At 68.8% G+C, this 23,859-nt stretch carries 19 protein-coding genes and 2 pseudogenes; 11 read left to right on the forward strand and 10 right to left on the reverse strand.

Going from position 1 to position 23,859, the window contains the following annotated elements; genetic code table 11:
- A pseudogene (locus tag DJ82_RS09920) lies at positions 1 to 187 on the reverse strand (aldo/keto reductase); the annotation flags it as partial.
- 160 nt (positions 188 to 347) lie between these two features.
- Between DJ82_RS09920 and dacZ the strand changes: the two are divergent.
- The 6 genes and pseudogenes from dacZ to DJ82_RS09950 all read left to right on the forward strand — a co-directional run bounded on the left by dacZ (position 348) and on the right by DJ82_RS09950 (position 7,464).
- Complete coding sequence (dacZ, locus tag DJ82_RS09925) at positions 348 to 1,157, forward strand: diadenylate cyclase DacZ (RefSeq protein WP_094523977.1); 810 nt, start codon at positions 348 to 350, stop codon at positions 1,155 to 1,157.
- A 6-nt stretch (positions 1,158 to 1,163) separates the two neighbouring features.
- Positions 1,164 to 1,952, forward strand: coding sequence for a mechanosensitive ion channel domain-containing protein (locus DJ82_RS09930; protein ID WP_094523978.1), 789 nt, complete (start codon positions 1,164 to 1,166; stop codon positions 1,950 to 1,952).
- Between the two features lie 117 nt (positions 1,953 to 2,069).
- Positions 2,070 to 2,729 (forward strand): GNAT family N-acetyltransferase, encoded by a 660-nt coding sequence (locus tag DJ82_RS09935; protein WP_094581714.1) that lies wholly within the window; start codon positions 2,070 to 2,072, stop codon positions 2,727 to 2,729.
- Between the two features lie 120 nt (positions 2,730 to 2,849).
- Positions 2,850 to 5,302, forward strand: a pseudogene (locus DJ82_RS09940) (DEAD/DEAH box helicase).
- Between the two features lie 37 nt (positions 5,303 to 5,339).
- Positions 5,340 to 5,786: a phosphate-starvation-inducible PsiE family protein gene (locus DJ82_RS09945; protein ID WP_094524949.1), complete on the forward strand. Its 447-nt coding sequence runs from the start codon at positions 5,340 to 5,342 to the stop codon at positions 5,784 to 5,786.
- 157 nt (positions 5,787 to 5,943) lie between these two features.
- The gene (locus DJ82_RS09950; protein WP_094581715.1) at positions 5,944 to 7,464 is read left to right on the forward strand and encodes a deoxyribodipyrimidine photo-lyase; all 1,521 of its coding nucleotides are present in this window, start codon (positions 5,944 to 5,946) and stop codon (positions 7,462 to 7,464) included.
- Positions 7,465 to 8,195: 731 nt separating this feature from the next.
- On the opposite strand, the gene mvaD is transcribed toward DJ82_RS09950, so the two are convergent.
- Positions 8,196 to 9,194, reverse strand: coding sequence for a phosphomevalonate decarboxylase MvaD (mvaD, locus tag DJ82_RS09955; RefSeq protein ID WP_094581716.1), 999 nt, complete (start codon positions 9,192 to 9,194; stop codon positions 8,196 to 8,198).
- A 578-nt stretch (positions 9,195 to 9,772) separates the two neighbouring features.
- Between mvaD and DJ82_RS09960 the strand changes: the two genes are divergently transcribed.
- Positions 9,773 to 10,126: a 2Fe-2S iron-sulfur cluster-binding protein gene (locus tag DJ82_RS09960; RefSeq protein WP_094558406.1), complete on the forward strand. Its 354-nt coding sequence runs from the start codon at positions 9,773 to 9,775 to the stop codon at positions 10,124 to 10,126.
- A gap of 19 nt (positions 10,127 to 10,145) precedes the next feature.
- On the opposite strand, the gene DJ82_RS09965 is transcribed toward DJ82_RS09960, so the two are convergent.
- From DJ82_RS09965 to DJ82_RS09975, 3 genes are all read right to left on the reverse strand, one after another.
- Complete coding sequence (locus DJ82_RS09965; protein ID WP_094581717.1) at positions 10,146 to 11,582, reverse strand: short-chain fatty acid transporter; 1,437 nt, start codon at positions 11,580 to 11,582, stop codon at positions 10,146 to 10,148.
- An 86-nt stretch (positions 11,583 to 11,668) separates the two neighbouring features.
- Positions 11,669 to 11,986, reverse strand: a complete 318-nt coding sequence (locus DJ82_RS09970; protein WP_094558408.1) for an ASCH domain-containing protein — start codon at positions 11,984 to 11,986, stop codon at positions 11,669 to 11,671.
- A gap of 74 nt (positions 11,987 to 12,060) precedes the next feature.
- Complete coding sequence (locus tag DJ82_RS09975) at positions 12,061 to 14,097, reverse strand: hypothetical protein (RefSeq protein ID WP_094522165.1); 2,037 nt, start codon at positions 14,095 to 14,097, stop codon at positions 12,061 to 12,063.
- Between the two features lie 361 nt (positions 14,098 to 14,458).
- Here DJ82_RS09975 and pyrB point away from each other — a divergent pair, with 361 nt between their 5' ends.
- The 3 genes from pyrB to DJ82_RS09990 all read left to right on the forward strand — a co-directional run bounded on the left by pyrB (position 14,459) and on the right by DJ82_RS09990 (position 16,990).
- Positions 14,459 to 15,400, forward strand: coding sequence for an aspartate carbamoyltransferase (gene pyrB, locus DJ82_RS09980; RefSeq protein WP_094581718.1), 942 nt, complete (start codon positions 14,459 to 14,461; stop codon positions 15,398 to 15,400).
- On the forward strand, positions 15,397 to 15,855 hold the full coding sequence (gene pyrI / locus DJ82_RS09985; RefSeq protein WP_094522167.1) for an aspartate carbamoyltransferase regulatory subunit: 459 nt from the start codon (positions 15,397 to 15,399) through the stop codon (positions 15,853 to 15,855). Before pyrB ends, pyrI begins: the two co-directional genes overlap by 4 nt.
- A 274-nt stretch (positions 15,856 to 16,129) precedes the next feature.
- Positions 16,130 to 16,990, forward strand: coding sequence for a hypothetical protein (locus tag DJ82_RS09990; RefSeq protein ID WP_094522168.1), 861 nt, complete (start codon positions 16,130 to 16,132; stop codon positions 16,988 to 16,990).
- Positions 16,991 to 17,211: 221 nt separating this feature from the next.
- Here the strand turns inward: DJ82_RS09990 and DJ82_RS09995 are convergent, their stop codons facing one another.
- Positions 17,212 to 18,867, reverse strand: coding sequence for an NADH-quinone oxidoreductase subunit D (locus DJ82_RS09995; RefSeq protein ID WP_094522169.1), 1,656 nt, complete (start codon positions 18,865 to 18,867; stop codon positions 17,212 to 17,214).
- Positions 18,868 to 18,951: 84 nt separating this feature from the next.
- Between DJ82_RS09995 and DJ82_RS10000 the strand changes: the two genes are divergently transcribed.
- Positions 18,952 to 19,620, forward strand: a complete 669-nt coding sequence (locus DJ82_RS10000) for a helix-turn-helix domain-containing protein (protein WP_094522170.1) — start codon at positions 18,952 to 18,954, stop codon at positions 19,618 to 19,620.
- Positions 19,621 to 19,657: 37 nt separating this feature from the next.
- Here the strand turns inward: DJ82_RS10000 and DJ82_RS10005 are convergent, their stop codons facing one another.
- From DJ82_RS10005 to DJ82_RS10020, 4 genes are all read right to left on the reverse strand, one after another.
- On the reverse strand, positions 19,658 to 20,401 hold the full coding sequence (locus DJ82_RS10005) for a ThuA domain-containing protein (protein WP_094581719.1): 744 nt from the start codon (positions 20,399 to 20,401) through the stop codon (positions 19,658 to 19,660).
- Positions 20,402 to 20,805: 404 nt separating this feature from the next.
- Entirely contained in the window at positions 20,806 to 21,258 is a 453-nt protein-coding gene (locus DJ82_RS10010) for a DUF5804 family protein (RefSeq protein ID WP_094522172.1), read from the reverse strand.
- 79 nt (positions 21,259 to 21,337) lie between these two features.
- Positions 21,338 to 22,540, reverse strand: coding sequence for a methionine adenosyltransferase (locus tag DJ82_RS10015; protein WP_094522173.1), 1,203 nt, complete (start codon positions 22,538 to 22,540; stop codon positions 21,338 to 21,340).
- Between the two features lie 144 nt (positions 22,541 to 22,684).
- Positions 22,685 to 23,806 carry a pyridoxal phosphate-dependent aminotransferase gene (locus DJ82_RS10020; RefSeq protein WP_094522174.1) on the reverse strand — a complete coding sequence of 374 codons (1,122 nt, stop codon included), beginning with the start codon at positions 23,804 to 23,806 and terminating at the stop codon, positions 22,685 to 22,687.
- Positions 23,807 to 23,859: the final 53 nt, after the last annotated feature.

The raw sequence follows: 23,859 nt of genomic DNA on the forward strand, positions 1-23,859 counted from the left end.
CCCCGGAGCGGAGCGCGAGCCCGATCGCCTCGCGGGGGGCGTCGTCGACGGCGGGGGTGGGCTCGCCGAGGTAGGTGCCGATGCCGACGCTGGAAGCCACGCCCGGCCCGAACCGACGGAAGTAGGTCCGCCCGAAGGCGTCGCCGAACCGGTCGCGGTAGGCCCAGAGCGCGTCGCGGGTCGCCATGTTCGTCCGACGGGTGGCGCCGCGGGGAGAAAAGTCGCGCGGCGCGAGGCGAGTCCGCCGCGGGCGTCGCGTCACGCGCGTCTCGTGAGCCGGTAACGTGTCAGACGGATGGACGACGGTGACACAACGACTATACGTCGTCCGGGAGTCGAAACGGGCAATGGCCTCGCTCACCGACCACCTGTCCGATCTCGTCGAGGACGCGGACGCGGTGCTCCTGTTCTCGCCGACGAGCTCGTTTCACGACCGGTTTGAGGACGGCGACACGGATATCGTCGTCGTCGCCCCCGACAACGACGTCGACGCCGACACGTTCGTCGAGCTCCCCCTCCCGTTCGACAACGTGAAAGACCGGGTCCGGTTCGGGATCGAGGGCGCGATGGACGCCGACCTCGTCTCCGAGGGCGACGAGGTGGTCTGCATCGCGTCGGTCTTCGACGGGGGGTCGGACGCGGTGATCCGCGTCACCGTCGACGAGACGGTCCACACGGGGATCTACGACCTGTTCGTCAACTCCCGGGCCGAGCCGAGCGTCATCCGCGACGTGTTCGAAGTCGCGATCGAGCTCGGACAGAAGGGGCAGAAGGGGAAGCCGGTGGGCGCGCTGTTCGTCGTCGGCGACGCGGGGAAGGTGATGAACAAGTCCCGCCCGCTGTCGTACAACCCGTTCGAGAAGTCGCACGTCCACGTCGGCGACCCCATCGTGAACGTGATGCTCAAGGAGTTCTCCCGACTGGACGGCGCGTTCGTCGTCTCCGACTCCGGGAAGATCGTCTCCGCCTACCGCTACCTCGAGCCGGGCGCGGAGGGCGTCGACATCCCGAAGGGGCTCGGCGCGCGCCACATGGCCGGCGGCGCGATCACTCGGGACACGAACGCGACCGCGATCGTGCTGTCGGAGTCGGACGGGCTCGTCCGTGCGTTCAAGGCGGGCGAACTCGTCTTGGAGATCGATCCGGAGGAGTACTGACCACCCATGCTCGCGGTACCGAACGCGCTGAGCGAGTTCGTGACGACGGTCCCCGAACGGGTGTGGCTCGCCCTCTTCGTGCTCGTCGTCGGGCTGATCCTGGCGTACGTGGTCGGGGTTATCAACCGCCGGCTGCTGACCCGCGCCGGCGTGCCGGAGGCGATCGAGGGGACCGCGTTCGAGCGAACCGTCCGCGAGTTCAACACGTCGACGGTGCGGATCTTAGCGCAGCTGTCCAGCTACTTCATCGTCGCCGTCGCCGTCATCGTCGCCCTCACCGTCGCCGAGGTCAACTACCTCGACCGGTTCTGGTCCTCGGTCGCCTCCTTCCTCCCGCGCCTCTTCGTCGCCGCGGTCGTCATGATCGTCGGCGTCGTCGTCGGCGACAAGGCGGAGTTGATCGTCGCCGAGCGGCTCCGCGGGATCAAGCTCCCGGAACTCGGCGTGTTGCCCCCGCTCGTCAAGTACAGCGTCGTGTACGTCGCCGCGCTGGTCGCGCTCGGACAGGTGGGCGTGCAGACGCTCGCGCTGGTCGTGCTGCTCGCCGCGTACGCGTTCGCGGTCGTGCTGTTCGCCGCGCTGGCGACGAAGGACCTCGTCGCGAGCGCGGCCGCCGGGGTGTTCCTCCTCCTCCGGCAGCCCTACGGCGTCGGCGACGAGGTGAAAGTCGCCGGCGAGCGCGGCATCGTCCAGGAGGTCGACCTGTTCGTCACCCACATCGAGGCGGACGGGGAGGACCACGTGATCCCGAACCACTCCGTGTTCCGCGACGGGATCGTCCTGATCCGGGAGTGACGGCGGCGGGCCGGGGTCGAGCGTGGGCCGCATGCTCCCGGTGGCGAGTCCCTGACCGTTCCCACGCCGTGGGAGTAGCTATCACGATATAACTGGCGGGCGGTCCGAGACGCAACTATGAGCCACGACGACGCCGTCGCCTGCGAGGGGTGGGACGCGAGCGAGTGCGAGGGCACGGTCCACTGCCCGCCGCGGTGTCCGCGGTTCGTGGACAAAGAGGGCGCCCGGTGGACGATCCGGCCGGCCGTCACGGAGGACGCCGCGCCGCTCGCCGAGATGTACGAGGGGTTCGAGACCGCGGACCGCGCGCAGGGGCTCCCCCCGGTGACGCGGGACCGCCGGGCGGAGTGGATCGAGTCGATGCTGCGCGAGGGGAGCAACGTGGTCGCCGAGCGCGACGGCGAGCTGTTCGGTCACGCGATGTACACGCCGACGGACGCGGCGCGTCCGGAGCTCGCCGTCTTCGTCCACCCGACTATGCAGGGACGGGGCGTCGGCACCGAGCTCTGCCGGCACGTGATCGCCGACGCCGCCGCCGGGGGTCGCGACGGGCTCGAACTCCACGTCGAGAGCGGGAACCGCGTCGCGCGTCGCGTCTACCGGACCGTCGGGTTCGAACTCGCCGAGCGCCGCGGCGACCTCCGGATGGAGCTCGATCTGAACGACCCGATCGCGAGGGAGGTGCGCTGGCCGCCGCTCGCGCGGGAGGGCCCCGCGACGCCGGTCTCGGAGACGCCGTCGGACGCCGGTCGCTCTCCCGACCCGGCCGACGACTGACGCGGACGCGGCGCGAGCGCGGCGCGAGCGAGAGGGCGCGCGGTCCCCGCGGCTCCGGCCGCCTCGGCGACCCCCGCCACCGCAACCGTTAGGCCCGGCCGTCCCCAGGAACCGATAGCCGTGGAGGACGCCATCGAGTGGCTGCGGAACCGACCGTTCTACGAGGGACAGATCGCGGAGCACCGCCGGCTCCCCGCCCGCGAGCCCGCCTTCGGCGACGTCGACCTCGCGCACCGGATGGCCGACGCGCTCTCGAAGCGGGGGATCGACCGCCTCTACCGCCATCAGACCGACGCGATCGAGGCGGTCCGCGACGGCGACGACGTCGTGCTCGCCACCGAGACCGCGAGCGGGAAGTCGCTCGCGTACACCGTCCCCGCGTTCGAGGCCGCGATGGACCACGGGGGACGGACCCTCTACGTCGGCCCCCAGAACGCCCTGATCGCGGACCAAGAGGAGAGCCTGAGCGACCTCGCGCACGGGCTCGGCTTCGGGAGCGGGGTCTCCGTCGCGTCGTACACGGGCCGGCTCTCCCGGTCGGAGAAGCGGGACGTGCGCGACCGCGAGCCGACCGTCCTGCTCTCGAATCCGGACATGCTCCACTACGCGCTACTGCCGTACGCCGGGCGGCTGTGGGAGTGGTTCTTCTCGTCGCTGGAGTACGTCGTCATCGACGAGGTCCACAGCTACCGCGGGGTGTTCGGCTCGCAGGTCGCCATGACCCTCCGTCGGCTCGCGCGGACCTGCGAGCGGTTCGGGTCGAGCCCCCGGTTCGTCTGCTGCTCGGCGACGATCAACAACCCCGTCGAACACGTCGCGGCGGTCACCGGGCGCGACCCCGACGACATCGCCCTCGTCGACGAGGACGCGTCAGGACGGGGACCGCGAGACTGGGTGCTGTGGAACCCGCCGGAGTACGACGACGACTGGCAAGAACGGGGGAGCGGCCGCCGGAAGTCGAGTCACACGGAGAGCAAGCGACTGTTCTGCGACCTCGTGACCGCCGGGGCGCAGACGCTGGCGTTCACGCGGGCGCGACAGACCGCCGAGCAGTACGCGACCGACAGCGCGAGCGACCTCCGCGACCGCGGCGAGCGCGAACTGTCGGGGAAGGTCGGGGCGTACCAGGCCGCCCTGACGAACGAGCGCCGACGGGAGATCGAGGCCGACCTCCACGCCGGCGAGCTGCGGGGCGTCTGGTCGACGAGCGCGCTCGAGCTCGGCGTCGACGTCGGGGGGCTCGACGCCGTCATCCTGGACGGCTACCCCGGCACGCGGATGTCGGCGTACCAGCGCGCGGGGCGAGCCGGGCGCGGCGACGACCCCGCGCTGGTCGTGATGGTCGGCGGCGAGGACCAGCTCGACCAGTACCTCATGCGAAACCCCCCCGACTTCTTCGAGGCGCCGCCGGAGGACGCCATCTGCGACCCCGAGAACGGGCAGCTGCTCCCCGGGCACGTCGCCTGCGCGGCGGACGAGAGCTGGCTCTCGCCGGACGACGAGCGCTTCTTCGGCGAGTCGTTTCCGGGCGTCGTCGCCGACCTGACCGACGAGGGCGTCCTCGACAGGCGGGAGGTCGCGGACGGCATCCGCTGGACGCACGCCGGCTCGTCGAGTCCGCAGCAGTCCGTGAGCCTCCGGACCGTCGGCGACCGGGAGGTCGACCTGGTCGACTCGTCGCGGAACGAGACGGTCGCCTCGCTCGACTTCGGGGACGCGCTGCGCGACGCCCACCCCGGCGCGATCTACCACCAGCAGGGACGCACCTACGAGGTGACGGCGCTGGACCTCGACCGCGACGTCGCCGAGCTGCAGTCCTCGTGGGCCGACTACTACACGCGGCCGCTCACCGAGAAGGACATCGTCGTGAACGAGGACCTCGCGGAGCGCGAGCTCGCGGCCCGGCCCGACGTCCCGGTCCGCTTCGCCGACGTGACCGTCACCGAGCGGATCACGGGGTTCGTCCGCAAGGACGCGAAGACCGGCGAGTCGCTCGGGGAGTCGACGCTGGACCTCCCGGAGACGACGCTGCGGACGAAGTCCCTCTACTTCCCGGTGCCGGCAGACTTGGAGTCGGAGATGCGAGCGATCGGCAGTCGCGAGACGGACGACGGAGGCGCGGAAGCGGCGACGGACGGCGGGGCGAGGCGACGGCGGCGGCGGCGAGGGCGGGCGACGGGGGCGAGAGGACGGGCGGCGGGAGCACGCCCGACGGCGAGTACGCCTTCAACGGCGGGATCCACGCGGCCGAACACGGGATCATCTCGCTGTTCCCCTTCCACCTGCTCTGCGACCGCGCCGACGTGGGCGGCATCTCGACGCCGTACCACCCGCACACCGACGCGCCCGCGGTGTTCGTCTACGACGGCTACCCGGGCGGGGTGGGGCTCACGCGTCGCGGCCACGAGCGGATCGAGGAGCTGATGGCCCGCACCGCGCGGCTCATCGACGGCTGCGACTGCGAGGGCGGCTGCCCGGCGTGCGTCCAGTCGCCGCACTGCGGCAACGCCAACGACCCCTTAGCGAAGGCGCCGGCGGTCCGCCTGCTGGAGGCGCTGACGCCCGACGGGTAGGCATAAACGACTTGCCGCCGCCGCGCGAGCACATGACATGGCGTTCGACCTCGAAGACGCGACGGAGCCGGCCGCGGTGGGGATGGAGTGGCTGGTGCTCGGGGCCGCGTACTTCCTCCTCCTGCTGTTTCTCATCGGCGTCTTCGACCTGTTCTTATCGCTGTATCGGCTGCTCGTCGCCGGGAACTTCACCGACCCGAACGAGGTGGTCGGCCTCCTCGACAGCGTGCTCCTCCTGCTGGTCATCGTCGAGGTCCACCGGACGCTGTTGGCGTACGCCAAGGGCGAGCCCGTGCTCCGGATCGTCGTCAGCGCCTCGATCATCGCCATCGCCCGCCGCGCGATCAGCTTCCGGCTGGAGGACTACGGCTCGGGACAGGAGACCGTGCTCGCGGCGCTCGCGATCGCACTGTTAGTGCTCGCGCTCACGGTCGGTTACTTCCTCCTCGACAGGGTGAGCGTCCCCGGCCGCCCGGAGCTGTGAGTCGACCGCGGAGAACGTCGTCGGTGTCGGTCAGGTGACGACCTCGTGGCGGCCGGTGTGCGGACGACGCCACTGCGGTCGATCCGTGGACCACACCGTGGCGGTCGATCCGCGACCCCGCCGGTGGTTTCACGGTGCTCGCTCCCGTGTGTATCGTATGGAGCTGTTCTGGCACCGACGGGACCTCAGACTCGCCGACAACGTCGGGCTCGCGGCCGCCGCCGACAGGGGCGAGGTCGCGGGCGTCTTCGTCTTCGACGACGACGTGCTCGCGCACGCCAGCGACGTGCGAGTGCGCCGCCTGCTCGACGGGCTCGCGGCGCTGCGAGACGACTACCGCGACCGCGGGAGCGACCTCCTCGTCGCCCGCGGCGACCCGGAGACCGCGCTCCCCGAACTGGCCGCGAGCCTCGACGCCGACCGCGTCGTCTGGAACCGGGACTACTCCGGACTCGCCCGCGAACGTGACACCGCGGTCCGCAAGGCGCTCAACGAGGCCGGAATCGAGCGCGAGGCGCACCACGACGCGGTGTTGCACACGCCGGACTCGATCCGGACGAACGCCGGCGACCCGTACTCGGTGTACACCTACTACTGGCGGAAGTGGACCGACCGAGAGACCGACCCGCCGGCGCCGACCCCGGAAGCGGCGGACCTCGTCGACGTCGACGCGCTGACCGCGGCCGCTAACGGCGACGACGGCGCCGTCGCAGACGGCGGCGTCGATACCGATCGCGTCGCCGTCGGCGACCTGCCTACCCCCGCCGACCTGGGCTTCGCGGAGCCCGACGCGGAGGTGGGTCCCGCCGGCACCGAGGCGGCCCGCGAGCGGCTCGACGACTTCCTCTCGGAGGCGGTGTTCGGATACGACGCGGAGCGCGACTACCCCGCCCGCGAGTCGACCTCTCGTATGTCTGCCTTTTTAAAATACGGCGAGATCGGGGTGCGCGAGGCCTACGAGGCGACCGAGCGCGCGATGGCTGCGGCGGAGGAGCGGGCCGAGGAGAACGGCGAGGAGGGCGGCGATGACGACGACGGCCCCGTCGCCGCGGTCGAGGAGTACCAGCAGCAGCTCGCCTGGCGCGAGTTCTACACGCAGGTGCTGTACCACAACCCCGAGGTGGTGACGGATAACTACAAGCAGTACGAGGAGGGGATCGAGTGGCGCGACGACCCCGAGGAAATCGCGGCCTGGAAGCGCGGCGAGACGGGGTACCCCATCGTCGACGCCGGGATGCGTCAGCTCCGCGAGGAGGCGTTCATGCATAACCGCGTCAGGATGATCGTCGCCTCCTTCCTGACGAAGGACCTGCTCGCGGACTGGCGCCACGGCTACGACCACTTCCGGGAGCGGCTGGCCGACCACGACACCGCCAACGACAACGGCGGCTGGCAGTGGGCGGCCTCCACCGGGACCGACGCACAGCCGTACTTCCGCATCTTCAACCCGATGACGCAGGGGGAGCGGTACGACCCCGACGCGGAGTACATCAAAGAGTACGTCCCCGAACTTCGAGGGGTCGACGCCGACCTGATCCACGAGTGGCACGAGCTCTCGCCGACCCAGCGCGCGAACGCGGCGCCCGACTATCCCTCCCCGATCGTCGACCACTCCGAGCGGCGCGAGGAGGCGTTAGCGATGTACAAGCGGGCGCGCGGCGAAGATCCGGACGAGTAACTCGCGCCGTTGACGGGTTCATCGAAGGACATGGTTGACCCGCCGTGACGAGTACGGAGAATCGAATCAACACCGGAGGGAAGTTCTTTCGCGGCGATAGAGACCACAGCAACCGTCAGGCCCACGTGTGAACGAGATCATCCCGCTCGGCCTGCAACTGCCGCGAGCGCGTCGGCGTGCAGCAGCGCTGTTCGGTGGTACTTTGTCGAGAACGGGCGAACACCGCGGTTAAGACCCGGACGGGAGACGTTTTCCGCGCACCGTACGGCCCTTCCGACCTGCGCTGGCTGTAGCCGGTCTTTCCCGGCGTTGCCCTTTGGGGCTTTGGCTGGACTTTCACCAGCGGTTGCCAGCAGCCGGTTTCTCGGACCTTAGTCGCCCAAGGCCCGATACTTGACCTTTACGACAGTCCTGCCGGCGGGACTGTTTCCGGCACGCTTCGGTTCTCCTTCGAGGCGTTCATCTCACTTCCCTGTCGGGGGGTCTGATTTTACCTCCAACCCGATTGAGCCCGTCTTGACAGACGCACCCATTCGGGTCGTCCGGTATGTCCCCGCTGTGTCCGCACCCGTGATATACGTTAGCAAGGGACATAAAATTTACGGACGAACGCGATAGCACTCTCGACTTTCGACGGATTCGAATAAGTGGGTCTGATGAACGGCTCGCAGCGGAGGTGGTGCCGGTCGTGACCCGCCGACCGTCCACGAGCGGTAGATCGCCGGTCCGAGTTAAAACAGCGCCTCGCTCTCGTCAAGCACGTGCGCAGGCCCGCCGACCTCCCAGACGTCGGTGTCGACGCCGATCTCGGCGATTCTGCTCTCGACCTCCTCGGCGTGGTCGGCGAGCGTGTTCACGTACACCGAGGCGCCGGTGTCAGTCGAGAAGTAGACGGGGACGCCGTCCTCCCGGAGCTCGCGGACCGCGTTGAACACTTGGATCGTCTCCGGCTGCCAGTACACCCACCCGGCGGGGCCGGTCATCGTGGTGGCCGTCAGCGAGAGCGAGTCGTGCTCGGCCGTCTCGAAGATCCGGTCGAAGTCGCCCTCGCGGAGCGCGTCGGTCATCTCGACGAGCTGGTCCTGCACGTGGGCGGTCCGCGCCTGCATCATGTGGCTCGCGGCGGCCTCGCGGTGCGCCTCCTCGGTCTCTTTATAAGCGGGGACGTGCGCGGCGACGATCCGGAGGTCCTCCTCGGGGTCGAACCCGTCCTCGCCGACGCCCACGTCCAGACGGTGCGAGCGACAATCCTCGTCGTTGAGCCCGGCGTCGAGCCGGGAGTAGGCCCCGGTGACGGCCCGGGCCGCGGAGGAGGAGCCGCGGCGGGCGATCGTGGAGACCTCGGGCAGGGAGCGGTCGAGGCCGGCGGCCTCGACGAGCGCGAGCGCGGCGGCCGCGAACCCCGACGACGAGGAGCCGAAGCCGATGTTCGACGGGAAGGAGTTCTCGCTCTCCAGCCGGACCGCGGCGTCGACGCCGGCCAGCTCGCGGACGTGGTCGACGACCATATCGATGCGCTCGGCGGCCCGGCCGTCGACCGCCTCGCCGCCGATGACGTACGTGTCCTCGCTCGCGTCGGGCTGCCACTCGACCGTCGTCGTCGTCGCGGTCGGGGCGGTACAGAGGCTGATGCTGTCGTGGTACGGGAGCCGGAGCTCCGGGTCGCGCATCCCGTGGTACTTGACGAGCCCCTGGATCGGGTGGGCTCGCGCGGTGGCCTTCTCGGTCATACCTCGGGAAGCGTCCGGCGGGGGATTAGTCGTTGCGATGAGTGGGAGGGTGAGTGTGGAAGAGTCGTTGCGAAACGATGAGTCGATCGAGACAAGTGCGGTGGCGCGTGCCTGCGAGCGGCCATCGGCCGCGAGGAGCACGCGCGAGGGAGTCGCGAACGGCGTGGCGCGTAGCGCCACGGGCAGCCGGCGCGAAGCGCCGGCGACGAAGTGAGCGACGAGGCTGGGAAGGCGTGAGGTGTTGTGCGGTCGGGGTCGGGTGGGACTCAAAGGGGCAGCCGGGAGACGGTCGCACGCTCGCTGCGCTTCTCGGTCGCTCACTCCGCTCGCTCCCTGCGGTGCTTGCGTCACCTGCGACCGTCTCCCGGCTGGGGCTTTGGAGGTGTTCGCTGGCGGTCCAGTATTAGCCATTCATAATCGAACGGCTGGGGCTTTGACGGTGTTCACCCACCCAATAACGACAACGACGGACCGACGCGAACCGGCCCAACCACCACCGCCCACTTATTCTTCCGTCCCCGCGCCGGCGACTGGATCGAGGGGAACCCTTTTTGATTGGTGGGCGGGTACTCCGCGCCATGACAGAGTACACCGTCGAGTTCGTCGGCACCGGCGAGACGATCGAGGTGGCCGACACGGAGACGGTCCTCAGCTCCTGTATCGAGGCGGGGATCGCCCAAGAGTACTCCTGCCGCGTCGGGATGTGTCTCGCCTGCTCCGCCGAGATCGTCGAGGGCGAGGTGACCCAGCCCGCGGCCCGCGGGCTCACCGACGATGAGGCGGAGGAGTACGCGCTCACCTGCATGGCGCGCCCGCAGTCCGACCTGAAGCTGGACCGCGGCAAGTACCCGCCGAGCATCGAGGACGAGGAGGCGACCGCGGCCGGCGGGGACACCGACGGCGCCGACGGCGCGGCCGCGGACGACGATTAAAAAAAGGCCGCTCCGCGGCTCAGTACGGCACCGCGTATAGCGCGACCGCGAGGAACGGGATCAGCGCGAGCAGCATCGCGATCGCGTACCCGAACATCTCCCGCGCTTTGACCTCCGTGATCGCCAGCAGCGGCAGCGCCCAGAACGGGTTCAGCAGGTTCGTGTGCGCGTCGCCGACCGCGTACGCGATCGTCGCCTGCCCGTAGGGGACGCCCAGGCTCTCCGCGGCCTGCAGCACTGAGGGACCGATGACGAGCCACTCGCCGCCGCCGGAGGGAACGAACACGTTCGCGACGGCGCCGACGAGCCAGGCGACGACGGGGTACGTCGCCGCCGTCGACACGTCGAGGAGCGCCTCGGCGAGCAGCAGCGCGAGCCCGGAGTCGGCCATGATCCCCTGAATCCCCGCGAAGAAGGGGAAGAGGAGGACGATGCCGGCCGCCGCGCCGGCGGCCTCGTTGAATCGGTCGCGGTAGTACGCCGGGCGCTGGTAGATGAGGAGGCCGGCGAAGAGGAACCCGAAGTTGACCGCGTTTAGCGTGAACGCCCCGAGCCCCTGCCCGAGGAACTGGTAGGCGACGACGGCGACCCCCGAGAGCGCGATCAGGCCGCCGAGGAGCCGGCTGTTGTTCAGCCGCTCGGCCGGAACGTCGTCGACGCCGGCCGGCGGTTCGTCGACCGGATCGGCGACCTCGGCCGCGTCGGTCGCGCCGTCGGCGGCCCCGTCGAACAGCTCCGCCTCGTCGACGTAGTGCGTGATCCCCTTCGCGCGGCTCCCGGAGGGAGCGAGAACGTACAGCATCGCGCTCGCGAAGACGATAGAGAGGGCGGTGAGGGTAAGCGCGTACGGGTGGAAGATGGTCTCGACGGCGGGCACGGTCGAGGCGAGGAACTCGAAGCCGGTCCCCTCGCCGATGTTGTTCGCGTCGGTCAACTGCAAGGGAGCGGACCCGGAGATGCCCCAGTGCCACGTCAGGCCGAGCCCCATGTAGCCCGCGACCGCCAACAGCGGGTAGTGGACGTCGATCCCCTTCCGGTGCGCGACTTTCCCCATCTCGCGGGCGAAGATCGCGCCCATGATCAGGCTGAATCCCCAGTGGACCCACGCCAGCGACATCGAAATGAAGCCGACGAACGCCGCCGCCTGCGCCCCGGAGTTAGGGACCTCGGCGAGCCGCTGGAGGAGGTCGTTGACCCGCGGGTGATACGCGATGACGAACCCGGTCATCAGGATCAACACCATCTGCATCGAGAACCCGAGGAACGCCCAGAAGCCGCCGTACCAGAAATCTAACAGCTCTACGGCACCCGATCCGGTCGCGATGAGGCCGGCGGCGAAGACGATATACGTCAACAATATTGCAAACACGAAGGGGCTTGGCATCCATCGCTCCACGACCGTTGAGATACTGAATCCGATACGTTCGAAGACCCCGGCCTCGTCACTTGCCGCCATGCGAATGGTATCCAGCATCCTACAGTATAAATAATGGGATACCGCACCGCCGCCTCACGCGGAACGGTCCGGGCGGAGGCGGAGGCTCATTCGACGCGCTCGAAGCGGTGGCGGACCACCTCGGCGTCGTCGTCCCAGTCGAAGTTCCCGCCGTGTGCGCGGACCATCCGCTCTTTGTACGCCTCCAGCGACGGCGACCCCTCTCGCTTCGCGTCGGCGTCGGTCATGTCGCCGAGGGTGCGCTCGGTGACCTCGGTCAGCTCGAAGTCGACGCCGTCGATCTCGAAGACGTCGCCCTCTTCGCCGTACTGATTCCCGCGGTGGAGCTGGGTCACGTCGCCGTCGAGCGCGGCCTGCTTCACACGGTCGTTCGGGAGCAGGTCCGCTGGATCGTTCTCGGACATGGCCGTTCGTTGGGCGCGGATCCGCTTATAATCGCTGCCGGCGGGATCCGCTCGGCGTCAGGAGTACTCCGCAGTCAGTTCTTTTTCTGGCCCTTCTTCCCTTTCTGCCCGGCGTTTCCGCTCGCTGTCTGGGGGATCTCGGCCGTCCCGCGAACCGGTCGACCCGTGTCGCTCCGCTTCGCGAGGAACCGAACCCGAACGCTGCCGTCCGATCCGCCCGGCGCCGTGTCGACGCCGGTCCCGTCCGCGGGGAACACGAAGGTCGTCCGATTACCGCGCTGGACGACCTGCCGCGGCTCCGCGCCGCCCGCGCGGTTCACGTCGTAGAACCAACCGCACCGCACGGAGCCGTCCTCGATAGCGTCGGCCGTGATTCCGTCGACGGTCACTCGGTAGTTCTCCCCGGCACGCTTGACCGAGACGTCGACCTCCTCGCCTTGCGGGTGCGGGAGCGCGCGGTTCGTGATCGGCGGCACAAGGTAGTTCCCGCGAACCTTCGTCTCGAGATAGTTGACGATGCCGCTGTCGGGGCCGGCGCCGATTTTCTCGTCGTCGATACGGTCCTCGCCGGTCAGCCCGAACGCCTTCGAGTCGAACTCGACGCCGTTCATCGCCTGCCGGATGTACGCCATGTACGGGTTGAACCGCATCAGAGAGATGAAGAGGTTCCCGGGCGTCTGCTGGTCGGTGGTCGCGACGTCGCGTCGGAGCAGCACCTGTTCCGCCTCCTGGTTCCCGTCGTGGCCGTCCAAGTCGTCGTCGCGCTCCTCGGCCGGCAGTATCTCGTCGCGCTCGCTCCCGGACAGGCGCTCTCGCCCCTCCTCGGTGAGTCGCGTCTCCAGGTCGAACCGGGCCCGGGAGAGCTTCTGCGCGTGGCCGGCCACGCCCGCGTCGTCGTAATCGTCGACCGTCTGCTCGGCCTTGTCGGTCTCGCCGCCCAGCTCCCGCAGCGGCGTGTCGCCCGGCGCGCTGCTGTCTCCGAGGTTCTCACCGACCGTCCCGGTGTTCTCATCGGTGTGGTCGGGCGAGAACATTCGCTCGCGGCGGCCCTCTGTGTCGTTCTCGTCGTAGAAGCGGTCGAGGTCGATGTCGAGCTTCGAGACGTGCTGGATGGTCCCCTGTGCGAATGCACCCGGCGGGTGCGGCACGACGAGGTTCTGGTCCTCGAGGATCGTCGCGTTGTCCTCGCGGGGAATGCTGTTGCGGTAGAGATCGTTGAACCCCATCGTCAGCTCCGCCTCCGGGTCGTCCGGGATGCGGTCCGGGTCGAAGTCGGTGTCGGACTCGAGCTCCTCGGTGATCGTCTCGTGGCCGGCGAATCCGGTCCGGCGATAAGGGTACTCGGTCGGGCGGCCGCTCCCGTCACCGGCCGTCTCGAGGACGCCCGAGAACGTGGCGTCGAACTCGACGGTGTCGCCGTCCATCTCGGCTTCGCCCCCCCAGAGCAACTCCTCGACGGCCATGATATTCTGCGCGTTGTTGCTGGCGAGGTGCAGACAGACCTCCGCCTCGTCGGCGTGGGGGTCCTCGTGGTCGAGGGTCACGCCGGGGGTATCGATGAGCTGCTTCGGCCGCAACAGCCCCGGCTTGACGACCTTCCCCTTCGGACTCAGTCCCCTCGGTAGGTCCGCGTCGAACCGGTCGAAGTAGGCGGGCGAGTAGCCGATGGTGAACAGGACGCCCTCGCTGGCCCACTCGAAGTGGCGCTCGATCTCGCGGAGCACCTCTTCAACCGTCGCTCGGTCGGCGGCGCTCGGCTCCTCCTCCTTGCCGGGCACGTAATTCAAGTGTAGCGTCACGTGGTGAGAGGGATGGGCCGTGACGCCGCCCTCGGAGATGTCCGTCTCGAAGCCGTCCCACGCGTGCTGTCTGTTGTCCCGTGCTTCGGCGCCGATCCGGGCTCCCCCCTCGGCCGAGACCGTCTCCGGCACCCCGTACAGTCCCGTGGCGGTCGTCAGCGCGCTCGCTCCCCCGATCGCGAGCGCTGACTTCATGAACGACCGTCGCTCGATTCCCCTGTCGGACGACACGCTCGAACCGTCGTTGACGTCGTCGGCGTGACCGTCCGTCGCCTCCTCGTCGTTCCCGTTCGAATGATACGGGCAGCCCATGCCATCGATTTACAAGGACTATTCATATTTAATATTTAACATATTACTACAGTCGCTTAGAAACGAAATTATTCCGGCTGAAACACCTCTACTGTATGGTTTGGGTTTGCGCAATATTTGAGCGAGCGTTATGTTTATTTACAAATATTTAGAGTATGATTGCAGAATAAAACGTCCCGAAATGAATTGGTCAGTGCGATTCGTAGCGCCCGACGATACGTGAGACACCGGCGCATTCGTGAAACTGAGCCGACATTACGTATCTCGAAACCGGCGCTGACGGCGGTGTCCACTTTCGTGATCACCGAATTGGCGGGCCGAGCCGAGGGATTCAAGATACTGCCGACCCCCTTCTCCGACGATGCGTCAGGACCACCTCATCACCGCGACACAGCTCTCGCGGGATGACATCGAGGCGGTGCTCGACCGGGGCCGGGAGGTCGCCGACGACCCCGCCGCCTTCGCGGACCGGCACGCCGGGCGGGTGCTCGCGCTCTGCTTCTTCGAGCCGAGCACGCGGACCCGGATGAGCTTCGACAGCGCGGCCAAACGGCTCGGCATGAACACCGTCGACATGGGCGATGTCGACTCCTCGTCGGTGTCGAAGGGAGAGTCGCTCTCCGACACCGTCCGCGTCATCGAGGGCTACGCCGACGCGCTCGTCCTCCGGCACCCGAGCGAGGGCGCCGCGAAGCTGGCCGCCGAGCACGTCTCCGTCCCCGTCGTCAACGCCGGCGACGGCGCCGGCCAACACCCCTCCCAGACCCTCCTCGACCTCCACACCATCCGCGAGAACCACGGGCTCGACGACCTCACGGTCGGGATCATGGGCGACCTGAAGTACGGCCGCACGGTCCACTCGCTGGCGGCCGCGCTCACGGAGTTCGACGCCAACCAGCACTTCATCAGCCCCGAGTCGCTGCGGCTCCCGCGGTCGGTCCGGTTCGACCTCCACGAGACCGGCGCGCAGGTGCGCGAGCACACCGACCTCGAGACCGTGCTCGGCGAGCTCGACGTGCTGTACGTCACCCGGATCCAGAAGGAGCGGTTCCCCGACGAGAACGAGTACCACCGCGTCGCCGGCGAGTACCAGATCGACGCCGAGACGCTCGAAGACGCCGCCGACGACCTCACCGTCATGCACCCGCTCCCGCGCGTCGACGAGATCGCGCCCGACGTCGACGAGACGGACCACGCTCGCTACTTCGAACAGGCGCACAACGGGATCCCGGTGCGGATGGCGCTGCTCGACACCCTCATGCAGAACGCGGAGGCCGCCGAGGGAACGGAGGTGGGCCGATGAGCGACCACGAGCTCCGCGTCTCGAAGATCCGCGACGGGACCGTGATCGACCACGTCGAGGGCGGGCAGGCGCTCAACGTGCTGGCGATCCTCGGGATCGACGGCTCCGAGGGGTTCGGCGTCTCCGTCGGGATGAACGTCCCCTCTGACCGGCTCGGCCGCAAGGACATCGTGAAGGTCGAGGAACGGGAGCTCTCGCAGTCCGAGGTCGACGTGCTCTCGCTCATCGCCCCCGAGGCGACGATCAACATCGTCCGGGACTTCGAGGTCGTCGAGAAGAACCGCGTGACGCGTCCCGACACGGTGACCGGCGTGCTCTCGTGTCCGAACCGGAACTGCATCACGAACGCCGACGAGCCGGTCGACACCCGGTTCGACGTCGTCGCCGACGGCGTCCGCTGCGACTACTGCTCGACGATCCTGCGCGCCGACATCGCCGACCACATCGACGTCTGACCCGAGCGAGGTGGGGTGGTTTTCGGCCGTCGGCCACCCGGTCCGTCCGACGCTCCGGTAGGTTTTAGCGCCCGCCGCTCGATGCGTCGGACATGAGCAAGAAACTGAAGCTCGTTCTGGTCCTGTCGCTCGTCACGCTCGCGTACTTCCTGTTCGCCGGCGACAAGGAGCCGGTGACCGTCGAATAGCGAGCGGCGCGACCGCGCACGGACTCCGACCGATCCCCGCGGGCGGATGCCCGCCGTTTTTACCCCGCAATCGCGTAGCGACGGGTATGTACGGGGTCGTCACGCGCAACGCCGACGAGGTCGAGATGGAGCCGTTCGACCTCGGCTTCTACGAGGTGAAAGACGTCACGGGGCGGTCGGCCGCGCCGCTCCCGAACGCGGTGAACATGGTGTCGTGTTTCGGAGACAACGCCGCTGCCGGCGAGAACCCGGACCTCGTCCCCGTCGACGAGCGCGGCGAGCCGGCGACCCGCGACCGCGACTACTTCGACTGGGCGTACATCTGCCCGACGCACCCGGAGTACCGCGAGGGTCTGCTGGAGATAATCGAGGACTGCGCCGCCGAGAGCGACGACGTGCGCCTCGACGACGTGGGGTTCCCGCGCGAGGGGTTCTGTCGCTGCGACCGCTGCGAGCGGCTGTTCGCCGAGAGCGACCGCGAGCGCTGGAGCGACTGGCGCGCCGACGTCATCACCGGGTTCGTCGCCGACGCCGCCGAACTGGTCCCCGGCCGCGTGCTGCTCACGCTGTACCCCGACCCGTATCCAGGCCACCTCAGAGCGCGCGCCGGCCTGGACCTCGATCGACTCGCCGACCACGTCGACGAGTTCGTCGTCCCGCTGTACGACACCGAGTACGCGACGACCTACTGGCTGGAGGCGATCGCCCGCGGCTTCCGGACGCGGCTCGGCGGCGACTACGACGTCCACGGCGCGCCGCCGGAGACGCCGTTCTCGCTGGAGCTGTACGCGGTCGACGTCGCCGTCGACGACCTGATCCACGCGACCGAGGTCGCCGAGACGTACGCGAAGGACGTCTTCTTCGGGTACGACGCCAACAACGCGGCCGCCGCGCTCCGCCGGAAAGACGCGGACGGACGCGACGGCGAGGTCCACCGGCCGGACTGATCGCGACGGCGATTCGGGGGCGCCTCGCGAGCGCCTCGTCCCGGCGGCTCTGTGAAGGAGGGTTTATATACCGTCGCGGCCGACACCTACTCGACCGGCCGCCGGCGTGCGACACACCGGTCGTCTCGCGTTCGCGCGAGGCGGTCGCCTTTCAACGTCCGCGCCGTAGCGGCGGTCGTCCTACAGTCGTGAGCCGCCGGCTCGTCCGAGACAGCGGCGACTCACCGGTCGACTTCGCCCATGATCGTGTCTAAGCTCCCCAGCGACGCGATCAGGTCCGGAATCGCCTCGCCGTCGGCCATCTCGGGAAGCGCTTGGAGGTTCGAGAAGGAGGGCCCGCGGATCTTGAAGCGGGCGGGCTCGTCGGTGCCGTCCGCGCGAATGTAGATGCCGAGCTCGCCCTTGGCGGCCTCGACAGCGCGATAGATCTCCGTGTCGTCGTCCGGTCGGAGCGTGCGGGGCACGTTCGCCTGAACCGTCCGCTCGTCTTCTGGCCAGTCCTCGAGCAGGTCGACGCACTGCTCGACGATCTTCGCGGACTCCTCGACTTCGCGCATCCGGACGAGCAGGCGACTGTAGTTGTCGCAGCCGTCTTCGGTGACGACGTCCCAGTCGAGGTCGTCGTAGTAGCCGTACGGGTCGTCGCGGCGCAGGTCGTAGTCGACGCCCGACCCGCGGAGCACGGGCCCCGTGCAGCCGTACTCCTTCGCGACCTCCGGGGGGAGAACGCCGGTGTCGACCGTGCGCAACTGGAGGATCTCGTTGCGAGTGAGGAGGTCGTGGTACTCCTCCAGCCGACGCGGGAGGCCGTCGAGGAACGTCCGCACCGTCGAGAAGAACTCCTCGCGGGGTTCGGGGAGGTCCCAGGCGACGCCGCCGAGCCGGAAGTAATTGAACATCAGCCGCTGGCCCGTCAGGTCCTCTAAGACGTCCTGGACCCGTTCGCGCTCCTGGATCGCGTACATGAACGTCGCGGTGAAGTCGCCGATCACGTCGAGCGCGTACGCGCCCATCGCCAGCATGTGCGAGAGGATCCGGCTGCACTCGGCGCCCATCGTCCGGATGACCTGCGCGTACTCCGGCACCTCGATATCGGCGAGGTCCTCGGCCGCGCGGGCGTACGCCCACTCGTTCAGCAGGCCGCCACCGCCCCAGTCCCAGCGGTCGGGGTACGGCATGATCTGATGGCGGTACGTCCCGGACTGGGCCATCTGCTCCTCGCAGCGATGGATGTAGCCGATGTCCGGCTCCACGCCGACGACGTCCTCCCCGTCGAGCGTGACTTGCAGGTGGAGGACGCCGTGGGTCGCCGGGTGGTGCGGTCCGATGTTAAGGAGCATCGTGTCGCTCCCGGTCGCCGCGGACGATCCGGGTTCGACGGGCTCGTTCTCGGACAGCGCCGCGATCTGCGGGCGGTCCTGGTCGTACCCCATCGAGAGGGGGTGGCCCTGCCACGTCTCGGGCAGGAGGATCCGCCGGTGGTCGGGGTGGTCGTCGTACCGGATCCCGACGAGGTCGTACGCCTCCCGCTCGTGCCAGTCGGCGGTGCGGAACACGGGCTCGGCCGACTCAGAGACCGGGTCGTCCTTGTCTGCGGGGACGACGACGCCGACCTCCCGAGTCGGGTCATCGAACGATCGGAGGTGGTAGATCGACTCGTACCGGTTCTCGTACTCCTGCGCGGTGACGCAGGCGAGGTGGTCGAATCCGGCTTCCGATTTCAGCCTCGAGAGCGCCGCTTGAACCGCGTCCGGGCGAATCCGAGCGGCGGGCGCGTTCAGGTGCGTCTCGCGTGCCGTGACCAGTTCACGGATCGACGAGAACGGGTCACCCTCCGCGTCGGCGTCCTTCCGTTCGGTCAGCGCGTCGGTCGACATACTCCAACGAACGCGGCCGGAGGACCCGACGCTTCTGCCGGCTCAGTGCGGGTTTTTATAACCTCACCGTCGCCATCGCCTGGCGTGAAGTATCTCCGGATCGAACTCAGATATCCGCCTGACCTCATCCATCCGATACACCGGCTGATCGACGAGTCGGACGCGGTGGATCGGGACGTGCTCCTCCACGGAACGGTCCTCGACGAACCGGACGACACGTTCCTGTTCTACGTGGAGGGCGACATCGACGTGTACACCGACGCTCTTCGGTCAGTCGACCGGATCCGGGAGTTCGAGGTCACCCGGATCGACGAGACGGGCCACTACGTCTTTCTCACGCAGCGACGCGACGCGGTCGACGAGGCGATGTTCGGCCCGCTCCAGCGGACCGGCGTGGTCGTCGTCCCCCCGGTCGACTTCCGCCCGAACGGGGTCGCTCGGCTGACGCTCATCGGGACACAGGGGCCGCTAGGCGACGCGCTCGCGGATCTCCCCGACCGGATCGAGACCACGGTCCTCCGGATCGGCGAGTACGACTGGCGGCAGGACCTCTTCGACCCGGGACTGACCGACCGGCAGTTCGACGCCCTCGCGGCCGCCGTGGAGTGCGGCTACTACGAGTCCCCGCGGAGGGCGACCGTCGAGGCGGTCGCCGAGCGGATCGACGCCGCTCCGAGCACTGCGTCGGAACACCTCAGGAAGGCCGAATCGGCCGTGATGACCGCGTTCATGGAGCTTCGCGACGTGCCGTGAGGCCGAGAGGCCGCTGTGAGCGGCCCGCGTACCGCCGCTAGTGAACCGTCCGGTCGTCGCTCGTGTCGATCGCTTCGATCGGGTCGGCGTTGCCGAACTCCGGGTTCGGACCGTCACCCGGTTCCGCCCAGTCGACCGCGTTCCGGAGCACCCGTCGGACGTCGTCGTTGTAGTAGACCGGGTACGTCTCGTGGCCCGGGCGGAAGTAGAACACCTTCCCGCTGCCGCGGCGGTAACAGCAGCCGGAGCGGAACGTCTCGCCGCCGGCGAACCAGGAGTTGAAGACGAGCGTGTCGGGCGCCGGGATATCGAACCGCTCGCCGTACATCTCCGCCTCCTCGACCTCGATGTACTCGCCGATCCCGTCGGCGATCGGATGGCCCGGCTCGATCGTCCAGAGCCGCTCCGTCTCGGCGGCCTCCCGCCACTTCAGCGAACAGCTGGTGCCCATGAGCCGCTTGAAAATCTTCGAGTAGTGCGCGGAGTGGAGCACGAGGAGTCCCATCCCGTCGAGCACGCGCTCGTGAACGCGGTCGACGACCTCGTCGCGCACCTCGTCGTGGGCGGCGTGGCCCCACCACGTGAGCACGTCGGTGTCGTTTAAGACCTCCTCGGTGAGGCCGTGGTCGGGGCCCTCGTCGAGGGTAGCGGTGCGGACGTCGTGGCCCGCCTCCTCGAAGACCTCCGCGAGAACCGCGTGGATCCCGTCGGGGTAGAGGTCGGCGACGACGTCGCTCTCGCGCTCGTGGCGGTACTCGTTCCAGACCGTGACGCGTGCCATATCGTTCCTGCTCCCCGAATCGACTTGTAGGATCGTATCCGGAGCGAAAACGATTGAAGCGGCGGCGCGCGCCTCTGAGCGCCCGAAGGGCGCGAAGAGCGCGTGCGAGGGACGCCGCGAGCGCCTTTATAAGGCGCGAGCGGCGAGGCTGGGGAGGCGTGAGGTGCGGTTGCCGTGCGAGACGGGGCGGGACTCGAAGGGGCGGCCGCGAGACGGGGGCAGGCGAAGCAAGGACCGCAGGGAGCGAGCATCGCGAGCGACCGAGGACCGCAGCGAGCGTGCGCCCGTCTCGCGGCCGGGGCTTTGGAGGTGTTCTCCGTCGACCCGTCGATCCCGATTTATAAACAGTCGGTCAGAGGCTCGGTAGCGGTCACTCAAGTAGTATATAAATAACCGACAACCGATTATCCCGAGAACTCGGACTCGCTCACCCGGACGACGACCGTCTCCTCCACGTCGCGGAGGTCGTACTCGGGCGTCTCGCCCTGTTTCCGGCGGACGTACAGCGGCTCGACCGGCCGGCCGTCCACGAGTCCGAACACCTTCAGGCGCTGGTCGGTCTCCTCGGGCGGGACGGCGCCGTCGCGGACCTCGCGGGCGAGGTCGCGGGAGAGCCACTCGTCGGTCGAAATCGACGGCTCGCGGACGAGCGCCTCGTCGACGAAGCGCACGAGGTACCAGTTGAGGTCGTTCAACAGCGCGACCGCGGCGCCGAGGCTCACGGTGTCGACGGCGAGGCTGTTCGCGAACGGCTCCTCGATGTCGTACGTCGCGAGCGCGTCCCTGGCGGTCTCGCGAGACAGCAGCTCGTAGGTGAGGTTGACGTCCGGATCGCCGAGGAGACACACCCGCGTCACACGCTATCGGTCTCGCCGGCTCCTCAAATCGGTTGCGGTCGTCGGGGGGCGAGGCGGAGCGACCCTCCGGTCCCGCCGCTCAGAACGTCGAGACGTCGCCGTCGATGACGCTCCGGGTCACGTCGGTGACGTCGGCCAGTTCTCGGTCGACGATCGTCAGGACCTCCGCCTCGATGTCGCCGAGCGCGACCCCCTCCTCGGTGACGAGCTGCGCGTCGGCGACGTGCGGCTCGTCGATCGGGCGGCCGATCTGCGAGAGCAGGCGCACCTGCAGGTCGCGGATCCCGTCGACCTCGTCGGTGACCGACTCGGCGATCCGCGTCGACAGGAGGTTGTATATCTTCCCGATGTGGTTGACGGGGTTCTTGCCGGAGGTCGCCTCCATCGACATCGGCCGGTTCGGAGTGATGAGCCCGTTCGCGCGGTTCCCGCGCCCGACTGACCCGTCGTCGCCCTGCTCGGCCGAGGTGCCGGTGACGGTGAGGTACACCGACCCCTCGTCGTAGTCGTCAGCGGTGTTCACCTCGACGTGGACCTCGCGGTCGGTGTGGTCCTGAGCGAGCCCGGTGACGAACTCGCGCACGTCGTTGACGGCGTCGTCGTACGCGTCCAGCCCGTCCACGTACCGGTCGACCATCGCGGCCGCGACCGTGATGTCGATCCGGTCGCCCTCGCGCTTGCCCATGATCTTCACGTCGGGGCCGAGCTCGGGGTGCTCGTCGTGATACCGGCCGTTGAGCGCTCGCTCGGCCTCGTGGACGATCGTCTCCGTCTCCGTGAGCGGGGCGTGACCGACGCCGAAGGAGGTGTCGTTCGCCATCGGCACCTGCTGGGTCTCCTCGCCGAAGACGTCCTGGAGGTCGCCCGAGCCCTCGCCGAGTTTGACGTCGACGACGACGTCCGTTCCGTACTCCAACTCCGGGATGGCCTCGGCGAGGTAGTCGCGGGCGGCCGCCAGCGCGGTCGAGTCGACGGGGAGCTGCTCGCCCTCGTACTCCTTCGTGGCGCGGCCGACGATGAGCAGGTAGATCGGCTCGACGACCTCGCCGCCGCCGTACGCGGGGGCGGCGCGGCCGGCGACGAGCTGCGTCTCGTCCGTGTTGTAGTGGAGCACCTTGCCGACGCGGTCCAAGTAGAGCTGCGAGAGCGCCCGCGACACCGACTCCGCGACGCCGTCGCAGATCGAGTCAGGGTGTCCGATACCCTTCCGCTCGACGATCTCGACCTCCTGGTCCTCGACGGCCCGCCGGTCGAGGCGGCTGACCTGAATGTTCCGGTCCATTACCTCTCGGTACTCCGTGGGTCGCAGTATAACTTGCGGAAACCTCCCGCGCCCGGGTAATGCTTCGAGGTAATTGTTTGGCAGATGTTGACGCTACTTCGCCCCCGGCCGTCCGACCGAGCGACCGCGCTCTCTCGTCGGCGCTCAGCGGACCGCCTCGTACGCCTCGCCCATCGCGTCCAGCGCCTCGCGGAGTTCGCTCTCGTCGGTCGCGTACGAGATCCGGGCGTGGCCGCGGCCGTGTTCGCCGAACGCCTCGCCCGGGACGACGATCACCCCGCGGTCGATGCACTCGTCGACGAACCCCTCGGGAACGCGTGGCATCGCGTAGAAGGCGCCCTGCGGGGTCGGGCAGTCGAGGCCGATCTCGTCGAACCCCTCCAGGAGCAGGTCGCGGCGGCGTTCGAAGGAGGCCGTCATCTCGTCGACGATCCCGCGGTCGCCGCGGAGCGCGCCCTCCGCCGCGTACTGGGCCGGGGCCGACGCGCAGGCCTGCGCGTACTGGTGGACGCGCAGCATGCGCTCCACGCGCTCGTCCGAGCCGTACACCCAGCCGAGCCGCCAGCCCGTCATCGAGAACAGCTTCGAGGCGGAGTTGACGACGACGACGCTGTCCGTCTCCGCGAACTCCATCGGCGAGTAGTGCTCGCCGTCGAAGACGGTGTACTCGTACACCTCGTCGGAGATACAGAGCACGTCGTGCTCGTCCGCGATCCGCGCGAACTCGCGCACGTCCGCCTCGGAGGATACCGCGCCGGTGGGGTTGCCGGGCGAGTTCACCACGAACGCGGCGGTGTCGTCGGTGATCGCCGCCTCGATCGCGGCCGGGTCGATCGTGAGGTCGTCGCGCAGCGGCGCGGGGACGGGCTCGCCGCCCGCGAGCTTCGTGAGGGCGTCGTAGGAGACGAACCCCGGGTCCGGGATCACGACCTCGTCGCCAGCGCTCACGTGCGCCTCCATCGCGACGTGGAGCGCCTCGCTCCCGCCCGCGGTGGCGATCACGTTCGCGGGGTCTAAGTCGATCCCCTGGTCCCCCCGGTGCTTCTCCGCGATCGCCTCCCGGAGCGACCGGATCCCCTTGTTCTCTGTGTAGGCGTCCGCCTTCCCGTCCTCGATCGCGTCGACGGCCGCCCGACGCGCGTGCGCCGGCGTCGGGAAGTCGGGCTGTCCGAGCCCGAGGTTGATCGCGTCGTCGCCGGCCGCCTCGAACACCTCGCGGATCCCGCTGATGGAGATCCGCTCGACCCTGTCGGAGAAGTTCGGCATATCCGTTCGGGGGCGCCGCCGGGAGTTAGTTCTTGTCACGTCCGCGCTCTCGA

Source organism: Halorubrum sp. Ib24 (genome assembly GCF_002252745.1).
In the GTDB taxonomy this organism is placed as follows: Archaea; Halobacteriota; Halobacteria; order Halobacteriales; family Haloferacaceae; genus Halorubrum.